Genomic DNA, 14,819 nt, shown 5'->3' with positions numbered 1-14,819 from the left:
GGCGGAGGCTGTGGGATTTGAACCCACGGTGACGTTGCCGCCACGACGGTTTTCAAGACCGTTCCCTTAGGCCGCTCGGGCAAGCCTCCTCACGCCGTTCCGCGCGGACGCGGGGCGGCGTGAGGATAGCCTAGCGCCGGTTCGTCAGTCGCCCTTGCGGGAACCCAGGGTGAGCTCGGCCGTGGCCTCCTTGCCGCCGCGCTTGTAGGTGAGTTGGACCTTCTCTCCCGGCTCGTGGGCCCAGATCTCGCTGATCAGGGTGGGGCCGCTGTCGATCGCCACGCCGTCGAACTCGGTGATCACGTCGCCCGGCCGCAGCCCCGCCTTGTCGGCCGGGCCGCCCGGGGTGACCGGTTCGCTGCCGTCGTCGGTGTTCTCGATGACGCGGGCGCCGTCGCCCAGGTCGCGGAGGTCCACCTGGACGCCGATGACCGGGTAGACCGGCTCGCCGGTCTCGATCAGGGTCTTGGCGACCCGCTGGGCCTGGTTGATCGGGATGGCGAAGCCGAGGCCGATGCTGCCCGGCGAACTCTGGCCGAGGCCGCCGCCCGCCGACTGGATGGCGGAGTTGATCCCGATCACCGCGCCCTCGGCGTTGAGGAGGGGGCCGCCGGAGTTGCCCGGGTTGATGGAGGCGTCCGTCTGGAGGGCGCTCATGTAGGAGGCCTGGGAGCCCTGGCCGTCGCTGGAGGCGACCGGGCGGTTCTTGGCGCTGATGATGCCGGTGGTGACCGTGCCGGACAGGCCGTACGGGGCGCCGATCGCGATGGTGGCGTCGCCGACCTGGACCTTGTCGGAGTTCCCCAGGGGGAGCGGGGTGAGCTTGGCGTCGGAGGCGTCCTTGAGCTTGATGACGGCGACGTCGTAGCCCTGGGCGCGGCCGACGACCTCGGCGTCGTACTTCCTGCCGTCGGAGAAGGTCGCGGTCAGCTCGCCGCCGTCCGCCGCGCTGGCCACCACGTGGTTGTTGGTCATGATGTGGCCCTGCTGGTCGTAGACGAAGCCGGTGCCGGTGCCGCTCTCGCCGCCGCCCTCGGCCTCGATCGTCACCACGCTGGGCAGGGCCTTGGCCGCGATCCCGGCGACGGAGTCGGGGGCGCGGTTGACGGAGTCGAGGTAGCCGTCGGAGGAGACGGTCGTCGAGGTGGTGCTGTCCATGCGCTCGGCGGCCCAGAAGCCGATGCCCGAGCCGACGCCGCCCGCCAGCAGGGCCACCACGGCGACGGCGGCGACGAGGCCGTTGAAGCGCCGCTTCCGCTCCGGGGGCGGCGGGGGGACGGGCGGGGCGCCCCAGGGGGAGCCGGGGTCGGAGGGCGCGCCGGGGGCGGGGGGCGCACCGCCGTAGCCGCCCGGTGTGCCCCACTGCCCGGTGTACGGCTGGGCCGGGGGAGCCGCGGGGGGCGGGGCGGCGGGCTGCGTGGTGGTCCGGGTGGACTGGGTGGGGGGCTCGGGCGACTGCTGCGGGGGATACGGGTGCTGTGGAGGCTGCGGGGGCTGTGCGTGCTGCTGCGCCTCCGGCGACGGCGGCGTGGAGGACTGCGGCGACGGCGGCGCCTGCTGCTCCGGCGGCTCCGCGGCCTCCGGTTCGATCTTCCGCAACCGGGTCGTCGACGCCTCCCGGGACGCCGGGGCCGGAGCGGGGGCCGGAGCCGGGAGGTCGTAGTCCTCCGGCGGGGTGTCGGTCGGTGTCCTGGGCGCGGCGGCGTCGTTCGCGCCGGACCCGTCGGCCGGCGGGGGCGGCACGGGGGCGCCGGCCGCGGGCTTGTCGGCGGCGCCCTCGTTCTCGGTGCTCACAGCTATCTCCTCAGGTACACGACAGTTGCACACCGCCACGGCTGCGGTGGCGTGTTCAGGTGTATGGCCCCAGCGTCTCCCACGGCACGTCAGACCGGCGTAAGCGCCCCGTCCGGGGCGGATCGCCCGGTCGGCGCGACGGGCCGCGGCGTACGGGGCGGGGTGGCACCATAACGCGGTGAGCTACGAGATCCGCCGGGGATCGCCCGGGTCACGGCGCCCCATCTCCGTCATCGCCCACCGCGGGGCCTCCGAGGACGCCCCGGAGCACACCCTGGCCGCGTACCGCAAGGCCATCGAGGACGGCGCCGACGGACTGGAGTGCGACGTACGGCTCACCGCCGACGGCCATCTGGTCTGCGTGCACGACCGCCGGGTCAACCGTACCTCCAACGGCCGCGGCGCCGTCTCCGCGCTGGAACTGGCCGACCTGGCCGCCCTGGACTTCGGTTCCTGGAAGGGCTGGAGCGACGCCCAGGAGTCGCCCGAGACGGAGAGCCGCGAGCACACCTCCGTCCTCACCCTGGAGCGGCTGCTGCGGCTGGTCGAGGAGCAGGCCACCGCGGGCCGCCGCGTGGAGCTGGCCATCGAGACCAAGCACCCCACCCGCTGGGCGGGACAGGTGGAGGCGGAGCTGCTGCGGGTGCTCTCCCGTCACGATCCGGCCATTCCCGTGCGCGTGATGAGCTTCTCGGCGCGCTCGCTGCACCGGGTGCGGGCCGCGGCGCCGTGGATCCCGACCGTCTACCTGATGCAGTTCCTGCTGCCGCGCCACCGCGACGGGCGGCTGCCCCCGGGCGTGGGGATCGCCGGCCCCAGCATCCGCATCCTGCGCAACCACCCCGAGTACGTGGCGCTGGCGCACAGCCTGGGCCACCAGGTGCACGTGTGGACGGTGGACGATCCGGACGACGTGGAGCTGTGCGCGCTGCTCGGCGTGGACGCCATCATCACCAACCGGCCCCGGCACGTGCTCTCCCAACTGGCCCGGCTGGAACGGGACCGGCTGGTCTGAGCCCGGACGAGCCCGCCTGAGTCCGCCTGGGTCCGGCCGGGCACCGCCGCGCCCGGCCACTTCCGGCCATCCCCCGCGCACTTGAGACCTCGGAAAACACTCCGGCGCACTCGTCCCTCACCGGTGGTGCACGGGCGATGAGGGCTACGTCACGGGAACGTTCCGTCCGGTTTCCGGCTACGGACAAAGGGGCATCCATCACGTGGCGTGGGGCGAAGAAGGAGGTCTCGGGGGTGGCGTTGGTGGTTGCACAGGAGGCGCCGACGTCGTCGACGATGGCCGTACCCCACGGTCCGGCGGGCGTGGGTGCGGCGAGGCGGCGGATGCGTGAGGAGCTGCTCGGCTCCGGCACGCCGGAAGCCGTCGTCGACGATGCGGTTCTCATCCTTTCCGAACTTCTCAGCAACGCGTACCGGCACGCCAGACCGCTCGGCGCGGGGGAGTGCGTGCACGCGGCATGGGGCCGTACGCCGGACGGCGGGGTGAGCGTCTCCGTCACGGACGGCGGGGGCCCGACGCGTCCGCGGCTGTCCAATCCGTCGGTGACCGCGCGGGGCGGCCGGGGTCTTTCGATCATCACCTCCCTCGCCAGCGACTGGGGAGTGAGCGACGACGGCGCGCCCGGCGAGGTGACGGTCTGGGCGGTGGTGCCGCCGGCCGAGGACGACGGATTCGCCTCTTCGATGGACTTCGACCTGGCGGACCTGGAGGACTTCGCGTAGGCGTTTCGGGTGGCGTCTTCCGCGTACGCGTGCGGGCCCGTTTCCAGGGGCTAGGCTCGCGCCGACAGCGTCCGTACGACCGGGAGATCCGCACGCCATGGCCAAGAAGCGCCGCCCCCAGACAAAGGCCGCCAAGCCGCAGTTCGCCGACGGGGAGGTCCCCGTCGTCGGTGCCCGCGAGCCCTGCCCCTGTGGATCGGGCCGCCGCTACAAGGCATGCCACGGGCGCGCCGCCGCGCAGGCGGTGACCGAACTGGTGCGGCGGCCGTTCGAGGGACTGCCCGGCGAGTGCGACTGGGTCGCGCTGCGCGAGCTGGTGCCCGCCGCGACCGTGCCGCTCACCCTGAAGGACGGTCTGCCCGAGGACGTCCCCTCCCTGACCCTCGCCACCGTCCTGCCCATGGCCTGGCCCGCGCTGCGCCGCGGCAACGGCGCCGTCCTGCTCGGGCTGCAGAACGACACCCCCTCCGGCGACCTCAGCCGGGACCTCGCCGACGTGCTGCGGCGGGCCCTGACGGCGCCGCCGGGCACCCCGGTGGCCGCCGAGCGCACCACGGCCGACGCCCCGCGGCTGCAGGACCTGCTGGACACCGAGGCGCCCTTCGTGCCCGAGGTGCACAGCGGTTTCGAGTTCTGGCTGGAGGACGCCGCCGGGCAGCAGAGCCCCGAGGTGGCCGCCTCACTGGAACGCGCCAACTCCGCCGCGATGCCGACCGTCCGCCTGGAGGGGGTGGAGGCGGCCTACTGGTGCGAGACCCCGGAGAAGAACCACCTGCGCTGGGTCATGCCGCACCCCGAGGAGCGGCTGCTCGACGCGCTCGCCCGGCTGCACGCCGCCGGTGCCTCGTCGCTCGGGGAGGGCACCCGGCTGGTCGGCTCCTTCCGCGCGCACGGGCTGGTGGTGCCGGTGTGGGACCTGCCGGGCACGATGGGCGCGGAGGAGTGCGAGAAGCCCGCGGCTGCCTTCGTGGAGCGGCTCGGGGAAGCGCTGGAGACCACCGTCCCGCTGACGGCGGAGGAGCGCCGGGCGCGCAGTGGATTCACCAATCGACAGGTAACTCTCAACTGACAGACGAATTTCCGGGAACCGCGCGGACATTCGCACAGTGATTCCCGTCACAATGGGCCGTACTCCCAGGTAAATGAACGGCTTGAAGAGATCGGTGGAATTTGCGAACGGCCCATTACTTGTTACCGTTTAAGAGCCCGGTCGCTGGTGCATCCCCCGTCGCCAGCGACCGGGTCTTTCCATGTCCGGACCTTCCCGGCGGAGCCGCCGAGCAGCGGGCCGAGCGCTCAACTCCCCCACGCGGCAACGGTGTTGCTGCCGGAGCGCAGCAGCAGCCCGTCCCCGTCCGGCGCCCCGATCTCCGCCACCGCCGCATACGGCTCCCCGCCCGGATGCGCTTGTGCAGTTCGCCGCCGGGGGGTGTCGCAGGCGCCCGGTTGATCCGTTGCGGGTAGTGCGCATGGCATGTGCACCGTCCGTCCGTCGGGGCCCATCAGACTCAGGGCGCCGTGCAGGGATTCGCCCGTCGTATTCCGGTAGTACATGCGTCCCCAGGTCGTTTCGTCCCGGGTGAGAACACAGGTCTGCGCCCGTACTCCTTCCGGCGCCGTGGCCTGTGGACCGCAGACGGCGGTGACCTCCGAGAGGCCGGTGTCCGCCAGCCGTTCCGGGGAGAGGGCGAGCGGGAACGAGCCGGGGGAGCCGGGAGCGGACGGCGAGGGCGCCCGGGAGGGGGAGAGGGAGGAGACGGAGGCGGCCGGACGCCCGTCGGACGCCTCGTCCCGCGATCCGGGTCCGGCGGTCGCGACGGCGAGCGGCAGGGCCACCGCGAGCGCCACCGCGCTGGCGAGCGCGATCACACGGAGGTTCGAGGCACGCTGCTGCGGCTCATGCATGGGTAACCCACCTGCAACTCGCTGGAGACGGAGAGCCGTGGCGCGAGAATCCCGGCGCACCCGACGCAAAGGCCCCACGGCGACCCGAACATATCGGGAGGAAGACGGCGCCCTGGGGGACAGAGCGCCTGTTTCCCTCCATCTCCGGCGCGCCGCTACCCGTACGAGTGAACGGGCTTCCGGGCGGTGCGCGCCGCACCGCGCCCCGGCCGGCGCGAGTCGGCGCGGATCGGCGGAGGCCGGCGCGGATCGGCGGAAGCCGGTGGGCCGGTGGCGCCCGGCGCCGGTCAGTACGCCAGCCGGCTGCCGGTGTCCGGGACCTCCGCGCTCGCCCGCACCAGCACGTCCACCAGGGGCTCCATCCGCGGCAGCCACGGTGTGCCGCCCAGCTCGGCCGGCTCCCTCTCCCAGCGCACCTGCCCGGCACCGGTGCGCGACGGCGGCAGCGGCACGTAGCCCCCCTCGCCGTGGAAGCGCAGCGAGCTGGGCACCCAGTCCTGGGCGTAGAGCAGCTCGCCCAGCTCCTCCAGGTCGTACGGCGCGACCAGCAGCGCGAAGCGCGTCGGGGTCGCTATCACCGGACCGGTGCGCAGACCGAGCCGGTCGAACTCCTCCAGGGCCCGGGCCCCCGCGGCCGCCGGAAGGCTGAGGGCGCAGGGCGCGCGGCCTCCGGTGGCCAGCAGGACGGGCGCGTGTGGTCGGTTGGTCCACCACCAGCGCACCATGCGGGCGTCGGTGGTCGCGGCCAGCAGCCCGGGGTCGAAGGGGTGGGCGCCGGGCACGGCGCAGTCGGGCCGCGGGCAGGAGCAGCGCCCCCGTGGCTGCCCGGACTGGCGTGCGGTCAGGCGTGCGGTCAGGCGCTTGGACTCCCGCGGCGCCACACCGGGCAGCACGGGCCACCCCCACCGCGTGGCACAGACGAGCGCCGCGTTCCGCAGCGCCCAGCGGGTCATGCGTCGCCTTCCGAGGATCTCGCGCATCAGCGCTCGTTCCTTTCCGTAACGCCAAGGATCGACAAGGACCTAGCAGAACGGACGGCCGACGACGGCCTCCCGTCCCTCACACCTGTACACCTGTGGATCTCACGTGACCGCGCACGCGCGGCCGGCAGTGCGTCACCGCGTCGTCCTCCCGCGGTCCGCGGCCCGGACGTCCCGGTGGGCCGAACGTGGAATGCGGCGGGCGGCGCGCCCGGTGGCTGCGCTCGTGCTGTCCGTCGTGCCCGGTGACTGCCTGGTGACCGTGCCCTGGTCCATCGCCGCGTACGTGGGGCGCGCCTCGCTTCCGTAGCTGAGACGCGCGGACCTCTCGCCGGGTTCCGGGGAACCCGATCGCTCGACCCCTCCGTGCCGTACGTACCCACGTACCCACAACGGCCGTGATGACGCGCTGCCGTACGGACGCCAGTCGACCGTGAGTCACCGAGCGAAGGATACGTTTTCGGCCAAGCTTGTGGGCACCCCCCGGACGCCTTTCGTTACCCCTCCGCTCCCCCGGCGAAAGCGGCCCGCAGGGACACCCACGGCCCGCTGGGACAATGCTGGACATCTTGTTATCAGGGCGTGTACACCTGGAGACATTGATAGCGGAGCAGCACGACATGGGGGTTTGCGATGCTATTGAGGATGCTGATCCGCGGTGAGGGTCCCTGCCCATGAGCGCCCAGCAGCCACCGAAACTGGCCGGAATCAATTCGCCCTCGTCGCCGCCCCACCAGACTGTCCCGCCCTCCGCCACCGCGCCCCACCAGCAGCCCACCGTCTCCCCGCAGCCCCACCCCGCGGAAGACCCGGCCGGTCCGGCCCTCGCACGGCCCGTCGAGCACCTCGCCGCCGTCCAGGACCGGCTCGCCGGCTGGATCTCCGACCTCACCACCCTCCACGACCTCACCGAGCGCCTGGTGCGCACCGACACCCTGGACGGCGCGGTGCGCGAGACCCTGACCGCCGGGGCCGCCCTCGTGGGCGCCCGGCGCGGACTGGTCGCACTGGAGCCGGCCGACGGCCTCGGCCCCGACACCACCGTCGGACTCGGCCTCGGCGCGGCGGACCTCGGCCACATCGAGACCGTCCCGCGCGACTCCGCCTCCTACGCACGCCTCCTCGACGGGCTGCCGGAGGCCGCCGGCCCCGGCTCCGGGGACGACCCGCAGGAGATCGCCCACCCCCACATCGCCCGGGACACCACCCTCGACCCGCGCCACCGCGAAGTCGCCGCCCGGCTCGGCTACGCCGCCAGCTACGCGGTGCCGCTGGTGTCCCGGACCACCGGACGGGTGGGCGCCGCCGTCTGGCTGTACGACGAGCCGGCGCAGCCGACCGAGCGCCAGCGCCACCTGCTCGGCCTGTACGTCCGGCACGCCGCCGAGCACATCGCCCGCCAGATCGACCTCACCCGCGCCCGCGCCGCCGTGACCGCCGTGCGCGAGGACCTGCTGCCCGGCCGGCTGCCGCGGGTGCCGGGCGTACGGCTGGCGGTGCGGCACCGTACCGGGCCGCGCGGCGGCGGCGACTGGTACGACGTCCTGCCGCTGCCCGAGGGGGCGCTCGGCCTGTCCGTCGGCGGGGTCACCGGCTCCGGGCCGGACGCGCTGGCCGCGATGGGACGGCTGCGGGCGTCGCTGCGGGCGTACGCGGTGATGGAGGGGGAGGATCCGGTCGCGGTCCTGTCCGACCTGGAACTGCTGCTGAGGCTGACCGAGCCGGCGCGGGCGGCGACCGCGCTGTTCGGGTACGCCGAGCGGGCCGCCGCGTCCGCGCACCCGGCCGGCGGCGGGCCCGGGGACGCCGGGAGCGCCACCAGGATCGTGATGGCCGGGGCCGGGCACTGCCCGCCGCTGGTCGTCGGACCGCGGCGCACCGAGTTCGCCGAGACCACGCTCTCCGCCCCGCTGGGGATGCTCTCCTGCTGGGAGGCGCCGAGCATCGAACTGCTCCTGGCCGCGGGGGAGACGCTCCTGCTGTACAGCGACGGCCTGCTGCACCGCACCGGCGAGTCGATGGACCGGGCCTTCGCCCGGCTGCGGTCCGCCGCCGCCGGCGCCGCGCCCGCCGTGCGCGACGATCCCGAGGCCCTGGTGGACCACGTGCTGCACACCGTGCTCCCCGACGGGCGGGCCGACGCCGACAGCGCCGAGGACGTGGTGCTGCTGGCCGCGCGGTTCTGACCCGCCGGTCCCCCGCCGCGGGCCTCCGCGGACGCCCCGCGCCCCCGCCGCGCCGCCGTACCGCCGCGCCGCCGCGCCGCCGGAATCCCGTACCGCCGGAAAACGCCTCGGACCTACGATGGAAGGCGGCCCTCACCGGCCCACACCACCAGCAGGAGGAGGCAGCGACGTGGCTGACCAGCAGACGCCGGAGAACCCGGCCGAGCAGGGCGAACCGGCCGAACCGACGGCGGAGGAGCGGATCAGGCAGCGGAAGAACGGCCTGTACCCGGGCGTGTCCGACGAGCTCGCCGAGAACATGAGGACCGGCTGGGCCGACACCGAGCTGCGCGACCTGGAGCCCATCCCCCAGGCCGGCCGCACCGCCGAGCGGCGCGCGAAGCTCTCCGCCCGTTTCCCCGGCGAGCGGCTGGTGATCCCCGCGGGCAACCTCAAGACGCGCTCGAACGACACCGAGTACCCCTTCCGGGCGTCCGTGGAGTACGCCTACCTCACCGGCAACCAGACCGAGGACGGCGTCCTGGTCATGGAGCCGAGGGCCGGCGGCGGCCACGACGCGGTCCTCTACCTGCTGCCCCGCTCCAACCGCGAGAACGGCGAGTTCTGGCTCGACGGCCAGGGCGAGCTGTGGGTGGGCCGCCGGCACAGCCTCACCGAGGCCGAGAAGCTCTACGGACTGCCCTGCCGGGACGTGCGCACCGTCACCGACGTCCTGCGCTCGGCCACCGGCGACGTCCGCGTGGTGCGCGGTTACGACGCGGGCGTCGAGGCGGCCCTCACCGACAAGGTCACCGCCGAGCGCGACGAGGAGCTGAAGGTCTTCCTCTCCGAGATGCGCCTGGTCAAGGACGACTTCGAGATCGGCGAGCTGCAGAAGGCCGTCGACTCCACCGTGCGCGGCTTCGAGGACGTCGTACGGGTGCTGGACAAGGCCCAGGCCACCTCCGAGCGCTACATCGAGGGCACGTTCTTCCTGCGCGCCCGGGTGGAGGGCAACGACGTCGGCTACGGCTCCATCTGCGCCGCCGGACCGCACGCCACCACCCTGCACTGGGTGCGCAACGACGGCCCGGTCCGCTCCGGCGACCTGCTGCTGCTGGACGCGGGCGTGGAGACCCACACCCTCTACACCGCCGACGTCACCCGCACCCTGCCGATCAGCGGCCGCTTCACCGACCTCCAGCGGAAGATCTACGACGCCGTCTACGAGGCGCAGGAGGCGGGCATCGCGGCGGTGAAACCGGGCGCGAAGTACCTCGACTTCCACAACGCCGCACAGCGGGTGCTGGCCGGGAAGCTGGTGGAGTGGGGCCTGCTGGAGGGGCCGGTCGAGCGCGTCCTGGAGCTGGGCCTCCAGCGCCGCTGGACGCTGCACGGCACCGGCCACATGCTCGGCATGGACGTCCACGACTGCGCCGTCGCGCGCCGCGAGACGTACGCCGAGGGGACGCTGGAGCCGGGCATGTGCCTGACCGTCGAGCCGGGCCTGTACTTCCAGCCCGACGACCTGACGGTGCCCGAGGAGTACCGCGGCATCGGCGTCCGCATCGAGGACGACATCCTCGTCACCGAGGACGGCAACCGGAACCTCTCGGCCGCGCTGCCGCGCCGCTCGGACGAGGTCGAGGAGTGGATGGCCCGGCTGCGGGGCTGAGCCCGGCCGGCCGCCGGCGGTCCCGGCGGTCCCACGGCACGCGCGGGAGGCTCCCCGGAGGGTTCCGGGGAGCCTCCCGGTCGGTGCGCCCACCCGGTCAGGAGCCTCCGGGGGCCGGCGCCCGGTCGCACAGGCCGGGCCGGTTCTCGGTCTGGCCGAGGCTCTTCCGCCAGGTGTTCGCCGTGCCGGCGGTGCCGGTGCCCTCGGTGCTGTCGTGGCAGTCGTGCTCGCCGTTGTTCCGCAGCCGGTTGTGGGCGAGGAGGTTGTCCTCGTTCGCGCCCGTGTCGATGCGGATGCCGCTGCGCGAGTTGTCCGCCACCCGGTTGTGCGAGATGACGGACCCCGACAGGGAGTCCGGGCCGACGCCGATGCCGTCGCCGACGGTGACTCCGCCGATGCCGTTGCGGATGATCCTGACGTCCGTGCTCGGTCCTCCGCTCACCGGCGCGCCCGGCACCCCGCCGGACCTCGTGCTCGTGCGCAGACCGCCGGCGCCTCCCTCGATGTCGTTGTACTGGATCTGGAGCCAGTCGTTGTCGTAACCGACGAAGAGCGAGGCCCCCGCGCTGTTCCGGACCCGGTTCCTCTCCACCTCGCTGTCCACCGAGTTCGTGATGACGAGCAGCGAGCCGTCCTGCTCGGAGGTGTTCCGCTCGACATCGACATCGGAGATGTCGCCCGGCTTGTCGCCCGCGAGCGCGATCGCGGCGGACCCGTTCCGGAAGAAGGAGTTCTCAAGGATCTCCGTGAAGTCCAGTCCCCGGTTCGAGAGGATTCCATAGCCGCTTTCGGGGCCCGGCCGGTTGTTCTCGCGAATGCAGTTCTTCTCGACTTCGTTCTGCTCGTTCGCCTTGCGGATGTCCAGGTCCATCCCGTACACGTTGTCCCGGATCGTGTTCCTCTCGATCTGGTAGCCGGAGAAGGAACCGCCGGTGGCGATGCCCGGTCCCGCGGTGTTGTTCCGGACCGTGAAGTCCCGGAACAGCACCCCGTTCGCCATCAGGTTGACGACGCCTCCCGAGGAGTTCCTCCCCTGGACGATCGAGTCCCTCGCCGGATCCGGCGCCTGGTGCCTGTCGCACGCCCGCGGCGCTCTGGCCCCCGTCAACTGGAGGCTCTTGCCGACGGTGACCACCTCGTCGTACGTGCCGGCACAGACCCTGATCCGACTCCCGGCGGGCACGGCGTCGACCGCGTCCTGGATCGACATGAACTCCGCCTCCGGACACTGGACGAGGTCGTCGTCGACGACGACGGTTCCCGCCGGAACCGCGTGACCGGGCATGGCCGGAAGTGCGACGGCGAGCGCCGCACACGCCGACAGGAAGAATCTCTTCTTCATGTCCCTGCCTTTTCTCTGGTCGAAGGCACACCGAAAACATCGGACCGCAGTGGACTGCGGCAGCGGATCCGGCACACGATGGGGCAGCGCCGTTCCGGATTCGCCGGCCTGCTTAGACCTTCGGCCCCGGCCACAGCCGCGGCAACTCGTTCTGCGCCGTTGGGAGAATCGGCTCTCCGAGGAGGAATTCCGCTGTTCCGGGCACGCGGGCGCGGGGTCTCCGCGGGGGTCCCGGAACCCGGGCGGCCCGGCCGCGGCCCCGTGGACCGGGCGTCCGGCGGCCGGCGCGGACGTCCGCGCCGGCCGCGGCCGGGTCCCCCGCGGAACCCCTCCGGGCGTCGGCCGGACGAGGGGGCGAACGGCGTGTCGGCTTCCCCTCGTTCGGCCCCCTGCCCCCGCCCTCGCCGGCACCGCCCCGCGCATGCGTCCGCCCCGCGCCGGACGGTGGGTCCGGCACGGGGCGGACGACGGGTGTCCCCGTCCGGCCGGAATCCGGCCGGGGTCCGGTCAGCACACCCGCAACAACGCGTCCTTCCTCCACTTGAGGAGCTTGTCGAAGCAGACCACGGCGCCGTTGCCCGGCCGGCTGCGGAAGTCGACGTGATCGGCGAGGGCCTCGATCAGGAACAGCCCCCTGCCGTGCTCGGAGGCGTGCGCCCCGTCGTGAACCCCGTCGTGGAACCCGTCTCTCGCGGTCGGGGCACCGGGGACGGCCGCACCGGACGCGCCGCCGCGCACGCGCTCGAAGCCCGGCCCGTGATCGGTCACCTCGATGCGGCACATGTCGTCGTCGAGGTACGCCGTCACGTGGAACTCACCGGCGCCCGACGTCCCGGCGCTCACGGGTCCGCCGTGCTCGACCGCGTTCGCGCACGCCTCCGAGAGCGCGACCGACAGGTCGTAGGAGACGTCGGGGTCCACGCCCGCCACTTCCATCGCGCCGAGCAGAAGCCGCCGCGCGAGCGGGACGCTCGCAGCCTCGCGCCGCAAGTGGAGAGACCACCAGATGCTCATGCTCAGCCTCCTGGCTGCGGCTCGACATACGCCTACGTATTGCCCGGGGCACAGCCGGTAAGCCCGGGGGTGACGCGCTACCGCTCAATCGGCGGACGCAGCGTGGCGCTCCGTATACGGAGAATGTACGAGAAGCGGTCCATTCCCTGTCTTCTCCCGTTTCGACGGATCACCGGGAGCGGGCCGGTCGCCTCCTCCGGCACCCGGAACTCCCCCTGCCCCGTATCCCGGCCGAACGGGTGGTGAGATGATGGTCCGGCCATGAGAGCCCCCGTCGCGCGCGCCGCCGCCGACCTGCGACTGCTTCGGGCTGCGGTGTTCGCCGCGGTCTGCGTCGCCCTGTCCGCGGCCGGGCACGTGTTCGCGGCGGGGCAGGGCCTGCCGGCCTGGGCGCTCGGCGCGGCCTTCGCGGCCGTCCTCGCCGTGGCCCTGCCGCTGGCCGGACGCGAGCGTTCCCTGCCGGGCATCACCACCCTGCTGGCGCTCGGGCAGTTCGCGCTGCACCTCCTCTACTCCTACGGGCAGGCCGGCCAGGCCGCCCGGGGCGCGGCCGGCGGCGGGGGCACCGGCCGCGGCGGACTGACCGCCCTGGCCGGGCAGTTGCTGTGCGACGACCGGGCCGCGGCCGCCCTGACCGAGGCCGAGGCCCACCGCATCGTCGCCGACGCCGGACTCTCCGGCGCGGTGCCGCGGACCACGGGGGAGGCCGCGGCGCTCCACGGCGGTCACGCCCTGCCGGACGCCGCCGGTGCCGCCGCCACCCCGGCCGAGTGCCTCCAGGCCGCCGTGCGCACCGCCCTGTCGCTGCTCTCCGGCCCCATGCTGCTCGGCCACCTGCTCGCCGCGCTCGCCATGGGCTGGCTGCTGCGCCGCGGCGACGCCGCGCTGTGGCGGCTGGTGCGGCTGTCGGCCCACCTCGCGGACGGGGTGGCCGACGGGCTGCTGGTCCGGGCCCTGCGCACGGCGCTGCGCTGCGTGCGGGCCCTGTGCCGCGGGCTGCTGCCCGACGGTGCGGCGGCGCCGTGCGCCCCGCGCGCCGACCGGGCGGCCGAGCCCGTGCCGTCCTTCTCCCTGCTGCCGGCGCACTCGGTGATCCGGCGCGGGCCGCCGCGTCCCGTGCACGACCTCGCTCTCGCGGCCTGACGCGCACGCCCCCACGCCCGTACCGGGGACGAGGTGTGCGCGCCGGCGCCGCGCGCACCACGTCCAGGCTCACCCGGTCCGGCGGCTCCCGACGCGGGCCCGCCGCCGTGCCGGGGAGCGCGTTCCCCCGTGTACGAGGAGTGTCTTCGGCATGCAGTTCCCGACGCGTTTCCCCGCGCCGTCCCCCCGTCGTCTCGCGGCCGCCGGTGCCGTCGCCGCCGCCTGTGTCATGGCCCTCGCCGGGCCCGCCGCGGCCCACGTCACCGTCAACCCGGACGAGGCCGAGCAGGGCGGCTACGCCACCGTCAACGTCAAGGTCCCCAACGAGCGGGACAACGCCTCGACCGTGAAGCTGGAGGTCACCTTCCCGGCCGACCACCCGCTCGCCTCGGTGATGCCGCAGCCGGTGCCCGGCTGGGACGTGAAGGTCACCAAGACCAGGCTGGACAAGCCGCTGGAGGTCCACGGCCGGAAGCTCGACGAAGTCCCCTCCAAGATCACCTGGACGGAGACGGACGGCGGCATCGAGCCGGGCACCTTCCAGCAGTTCCCCGTCTCCGTCGGGCAGCTCCCCGAGGACGTGGACCGGCTCGTCCTCAAGGCCGTCCAGACGTACAGCAACAAGGAGGTCGTGCGCTGGATCGAGGAGCCCGTCGAGGGCGGCGAGGAGCCGGAGCACCCGGCTCCCGTGCTGAAGCTGGTGCCGCCCGCCGAGGGCGAGGACGGTCACGGCGACGGCGGTGACCGGGCCGCCGGGGCGGCCGACGACGACCGCGACACCGGCGCGGCGGAGAACGCCGGGAGCACCGAGAACGCCGGGGACGCGGAGGACACCGCCGCGGACGCCGGCGACACCTCCGACACCACCGCCCGCGTCCTCGCCGTCATCGGCATCGCCGCCGGAGCCGGCGGCATCGCCTTCGGCGTCCTGGCCGGACGCCGCCGCACCACCTGACGGCCCCGCCCGGGAAGGGCCCGCACTCCCCGCGGGCCCTTCCCGGGCCCCCGCGCCGTCAGTCCACCGTCCACCACCCACCACCGCCGAAGAACCGCACGGAAGAACG

The 14,819-nt window shown here is 73.8% G+C and carries 12 protein-coding genes and 1 tRNA gene; 7 read left to right on the top strand and 6 right to left on the bottom strand.

All coding sequences use genetic code 11. The features are described 5' to 3' along the window. Positions 1-2: 2 nt before the first annotated feature. Positions 3-89 (bottom strand) — tRNA-Ser (locus VE546_RS13960). Positions 90-144: 55 nt separating this feature from the next. After that, a complete protein-coding gene (locus VE546_RS13955) occupies positions 145-1,794 on the bottom strand; it encodes a S1C family serine protease (protein WP_324922126.1) in 1,650 nt (549 codons plus the stop codon). A gap of 178 nt (positions 1,795-1,972) precedes the next feature. Here VE546_RS13955 and VE546_RS13950 point away from each other — a divergent pair, with 178 nt between their 5' ends. The 3 genes from VE546_RS13950 to VE546_RS13940 all read left to right on the top strand — a co-directional run bounded on the left by VE546_RS13950 (position 1,973) and on the right by VE546_RS13940 (position 4,600). Continuing rightward, a complete protein-coding gene (locus VE546_RS13950; protein ID WP_324922124.1) occupies positions 1,973-2,809 on the top strand; it encodes a glycerophosphodiester phosphodiesterase in 837 nt (278 codons plus the stop codon). Positions 2,810-3,042: 233 nt separating this feature from the next. Continuing rightward, positions 3,043-3,531: an ATP-binding protein gene (locus tag VE546_RS13945; RefSeq protein ID WP_414720479.1), complete on the top strand. Its 489-nt coding sequence runs from the start codon at positions 3,043-3,045 to the stop codon at positions 3,529-3,531. 97 nt (positions 3,532-3,628) lie between these two features. Further along, the gene (locus VE546_RS13940; RefSeq protein WP_324922120.1) at positions 3,629-4,600 is read left to right on the top strand and encodes a DUF5926 family protein; all 972 of its coding nucleotides are present in this window, start codon (positions 3,629-3,631) and stop codon (positions 4,598-4,600) included. Positions 4,601-4,827: 227 nt separating this feature from the next. Here the strand turns inward: VE546_RS13940 and VE546_RS13935 are convergent, their stop codons facing one another. Both VE546_RS13935 and VE546_RS13930 read right to left on the bottom strand, forming a co-directional pair. Then, positions 4,828-5,436 (bottom strand): hypothetical protein, encoded by a 609-nt coding sequence (locus VE546_RS13935; protein WP_324922119.1) that lies wholly within the window; start codon positions 5,434-5,436, stop codon positions 4,828-4,830. A gap of 287 nt (positions 5,437-5,723) precedes the next feature. Further along, on the bottom strand, positions 5,724-6,416 hold the full coding sequence (locus tag VE546_RS13930; RefSeq protein WP_324922117.1) for a bifunctional DNA primase/polymerase: 693 nt from the start codon (positions 6,414-6,416) through the stop codon (positions 5,724-5,726). Between the two features lie 674 nt (positions 6,417-7,090). Between VE546_RS13930 and VE546_RS13925 the strand changes: the two genes are divergently transcribed. Further along, positions 7,091-8,602: a PP2C family protein-serine/threonine phosphatase gene (locus VE546_RS13925; protein ID WP_324922115.1), complete on the top strand. Its 1,512-nt coding sequence runs from the start codon at positions 7,091-7,093 to the stop codon at positions 8,600-8,602. 169 nt (positions 8,603-8,771) lie between these two features. Next, a complete protein-coding gene (locus tag VE546_RS13920; RefSeq protein WP_324922113.1) occupies positions 8,772-10,256 on the top strand; it encodes an aminopeptidase P family protein in 1,485 nt (494 codons plus the stop codon). 97 nt (positions 10,257-10,353) lie between these two features. Here the strand turns inward: VE546_RS13920 and VE546_RS13915 are convergent, their stop codons facing one another. Further along, a complete protein-coding gene (locus VE546_RS13915) occupies positions 10,354-11,598 on the bottom strand; it encodes a right-handed parallel beta-helix repeat-containing protein (protein WP_324922111.1) in 1,245 nt (414 codons plus the stop codon). A 507-nt stretch (positions 11,599-12,105) separates the two neighbouring features. Then, entirely contained in the window at positions 12,106-12,612 is a 507-nt protein-coding gene (locus tag VE546_RS13910; protein WP_324922109.1) for an ATP-binding protein, read from the bottom strand. A 261-nt stretch (positions 12,613-12,873) separates the two neighbouring features. Here VE546_RS13910 and VE546_RS13905 point away from each other — a divergent pair, with 261 nt between their 5' ends. Next, positions 12,874-13,755 carry a hypothetical protein gene (locus VE546_RS13905; RefSeq protein WP_324922108.1) on the top strand — a complete coding sequence of 294 codons (882 nt, stop codon included), beginning with the start codon at positions 12,874-12,876 and terminating at the stop codon, positions 13,753-13,755. A gap of 151 nt (positions 13,756-13,906) precedes the next feature. After that, positions 13,907-14,710 (top strand): YcnI family protein, encoded by an 804-nt coding sequence (locus VE546_RS13900; protein WP_324922106.1) that lies wholly within the window; start codon positions 13,907-13,909, stop codon positions 14,708-14,710. Positions 14,711-14,819 lie beyond the last annotated feature (109 nt).

The organism is Streptomyces sp. (genome assembly GCF_035644915.1).
GTDB lineage: Bacteria > Actinomycetota > Actinomycetes > Streptomycetales > Streptomycetaceae > Streptomyces.
This window is presented reverse-complemented; position numbering and strand designations above follow the sequence as displayed.

Excerpts from the sequence above, each read along its gene's own strand:
- VE546_RS13940 (WP_324922120.1), top strand. The coding sequence starts at position 3,629 with ATGGCCAAGAAGCGCCGCCCCCAGACAAAGGCCGCCAAGCCGCAGTTC.
- VE546_RS13935 (WP_324922119.1), bottom strand. The coding sequence starts at position 5,436 with ATGCATGAGCCGCAGCAGCGTGCCTCGAACCTCCGTGTGATCGCGCTC.
- VE546_RS13930 (WP_324922117.1), bottom strand. The coding sequence starts at position 6,416 with ATGCGCGAGATCCTCGGAAGGCGACGCATGACCCGCTGGGCGCTGCGG.
- VE546_RS13925 (WP_324922115.1), top strand. The coding sequence starts at position 7,091 with ATGAGCGCCCAGCAGCCACCGAAACTGGCCGGAATCAATTCGCCCTCG.
- VE546_RS13915 (WP_324922111.1), bottom strand. The coding sequence starts at position 11,598 with ATGAAGAAGAGATTCTTCCTGTCGGCGTGTGCGGCGCTCGCCGTCGCA.
- VE546_RS13910 (WP_324922109.1), bottom strand. The coding sequence starts at position 12,612 with ATGAGCATCTGGTGGTCTCTCCACTTGCGGCGCGAGGCTGCGAGCGTC.
- VE546_RS13905 (WP_324922108.1), top strand. The coding sequence starts at position 12,874 with ATGAGAGCCCCCGTCGCGCGCGCCGCCGCCGACCTGCGACTGCTTCGG.
- VE546_RS13900 (WP_324922106.1), top strand. The coding sequence starts at position 13,907 with ATGCAGTTCCCGACGCGTTTCCCCGCGCCGTCCCCCCGTCGTCTCGCG.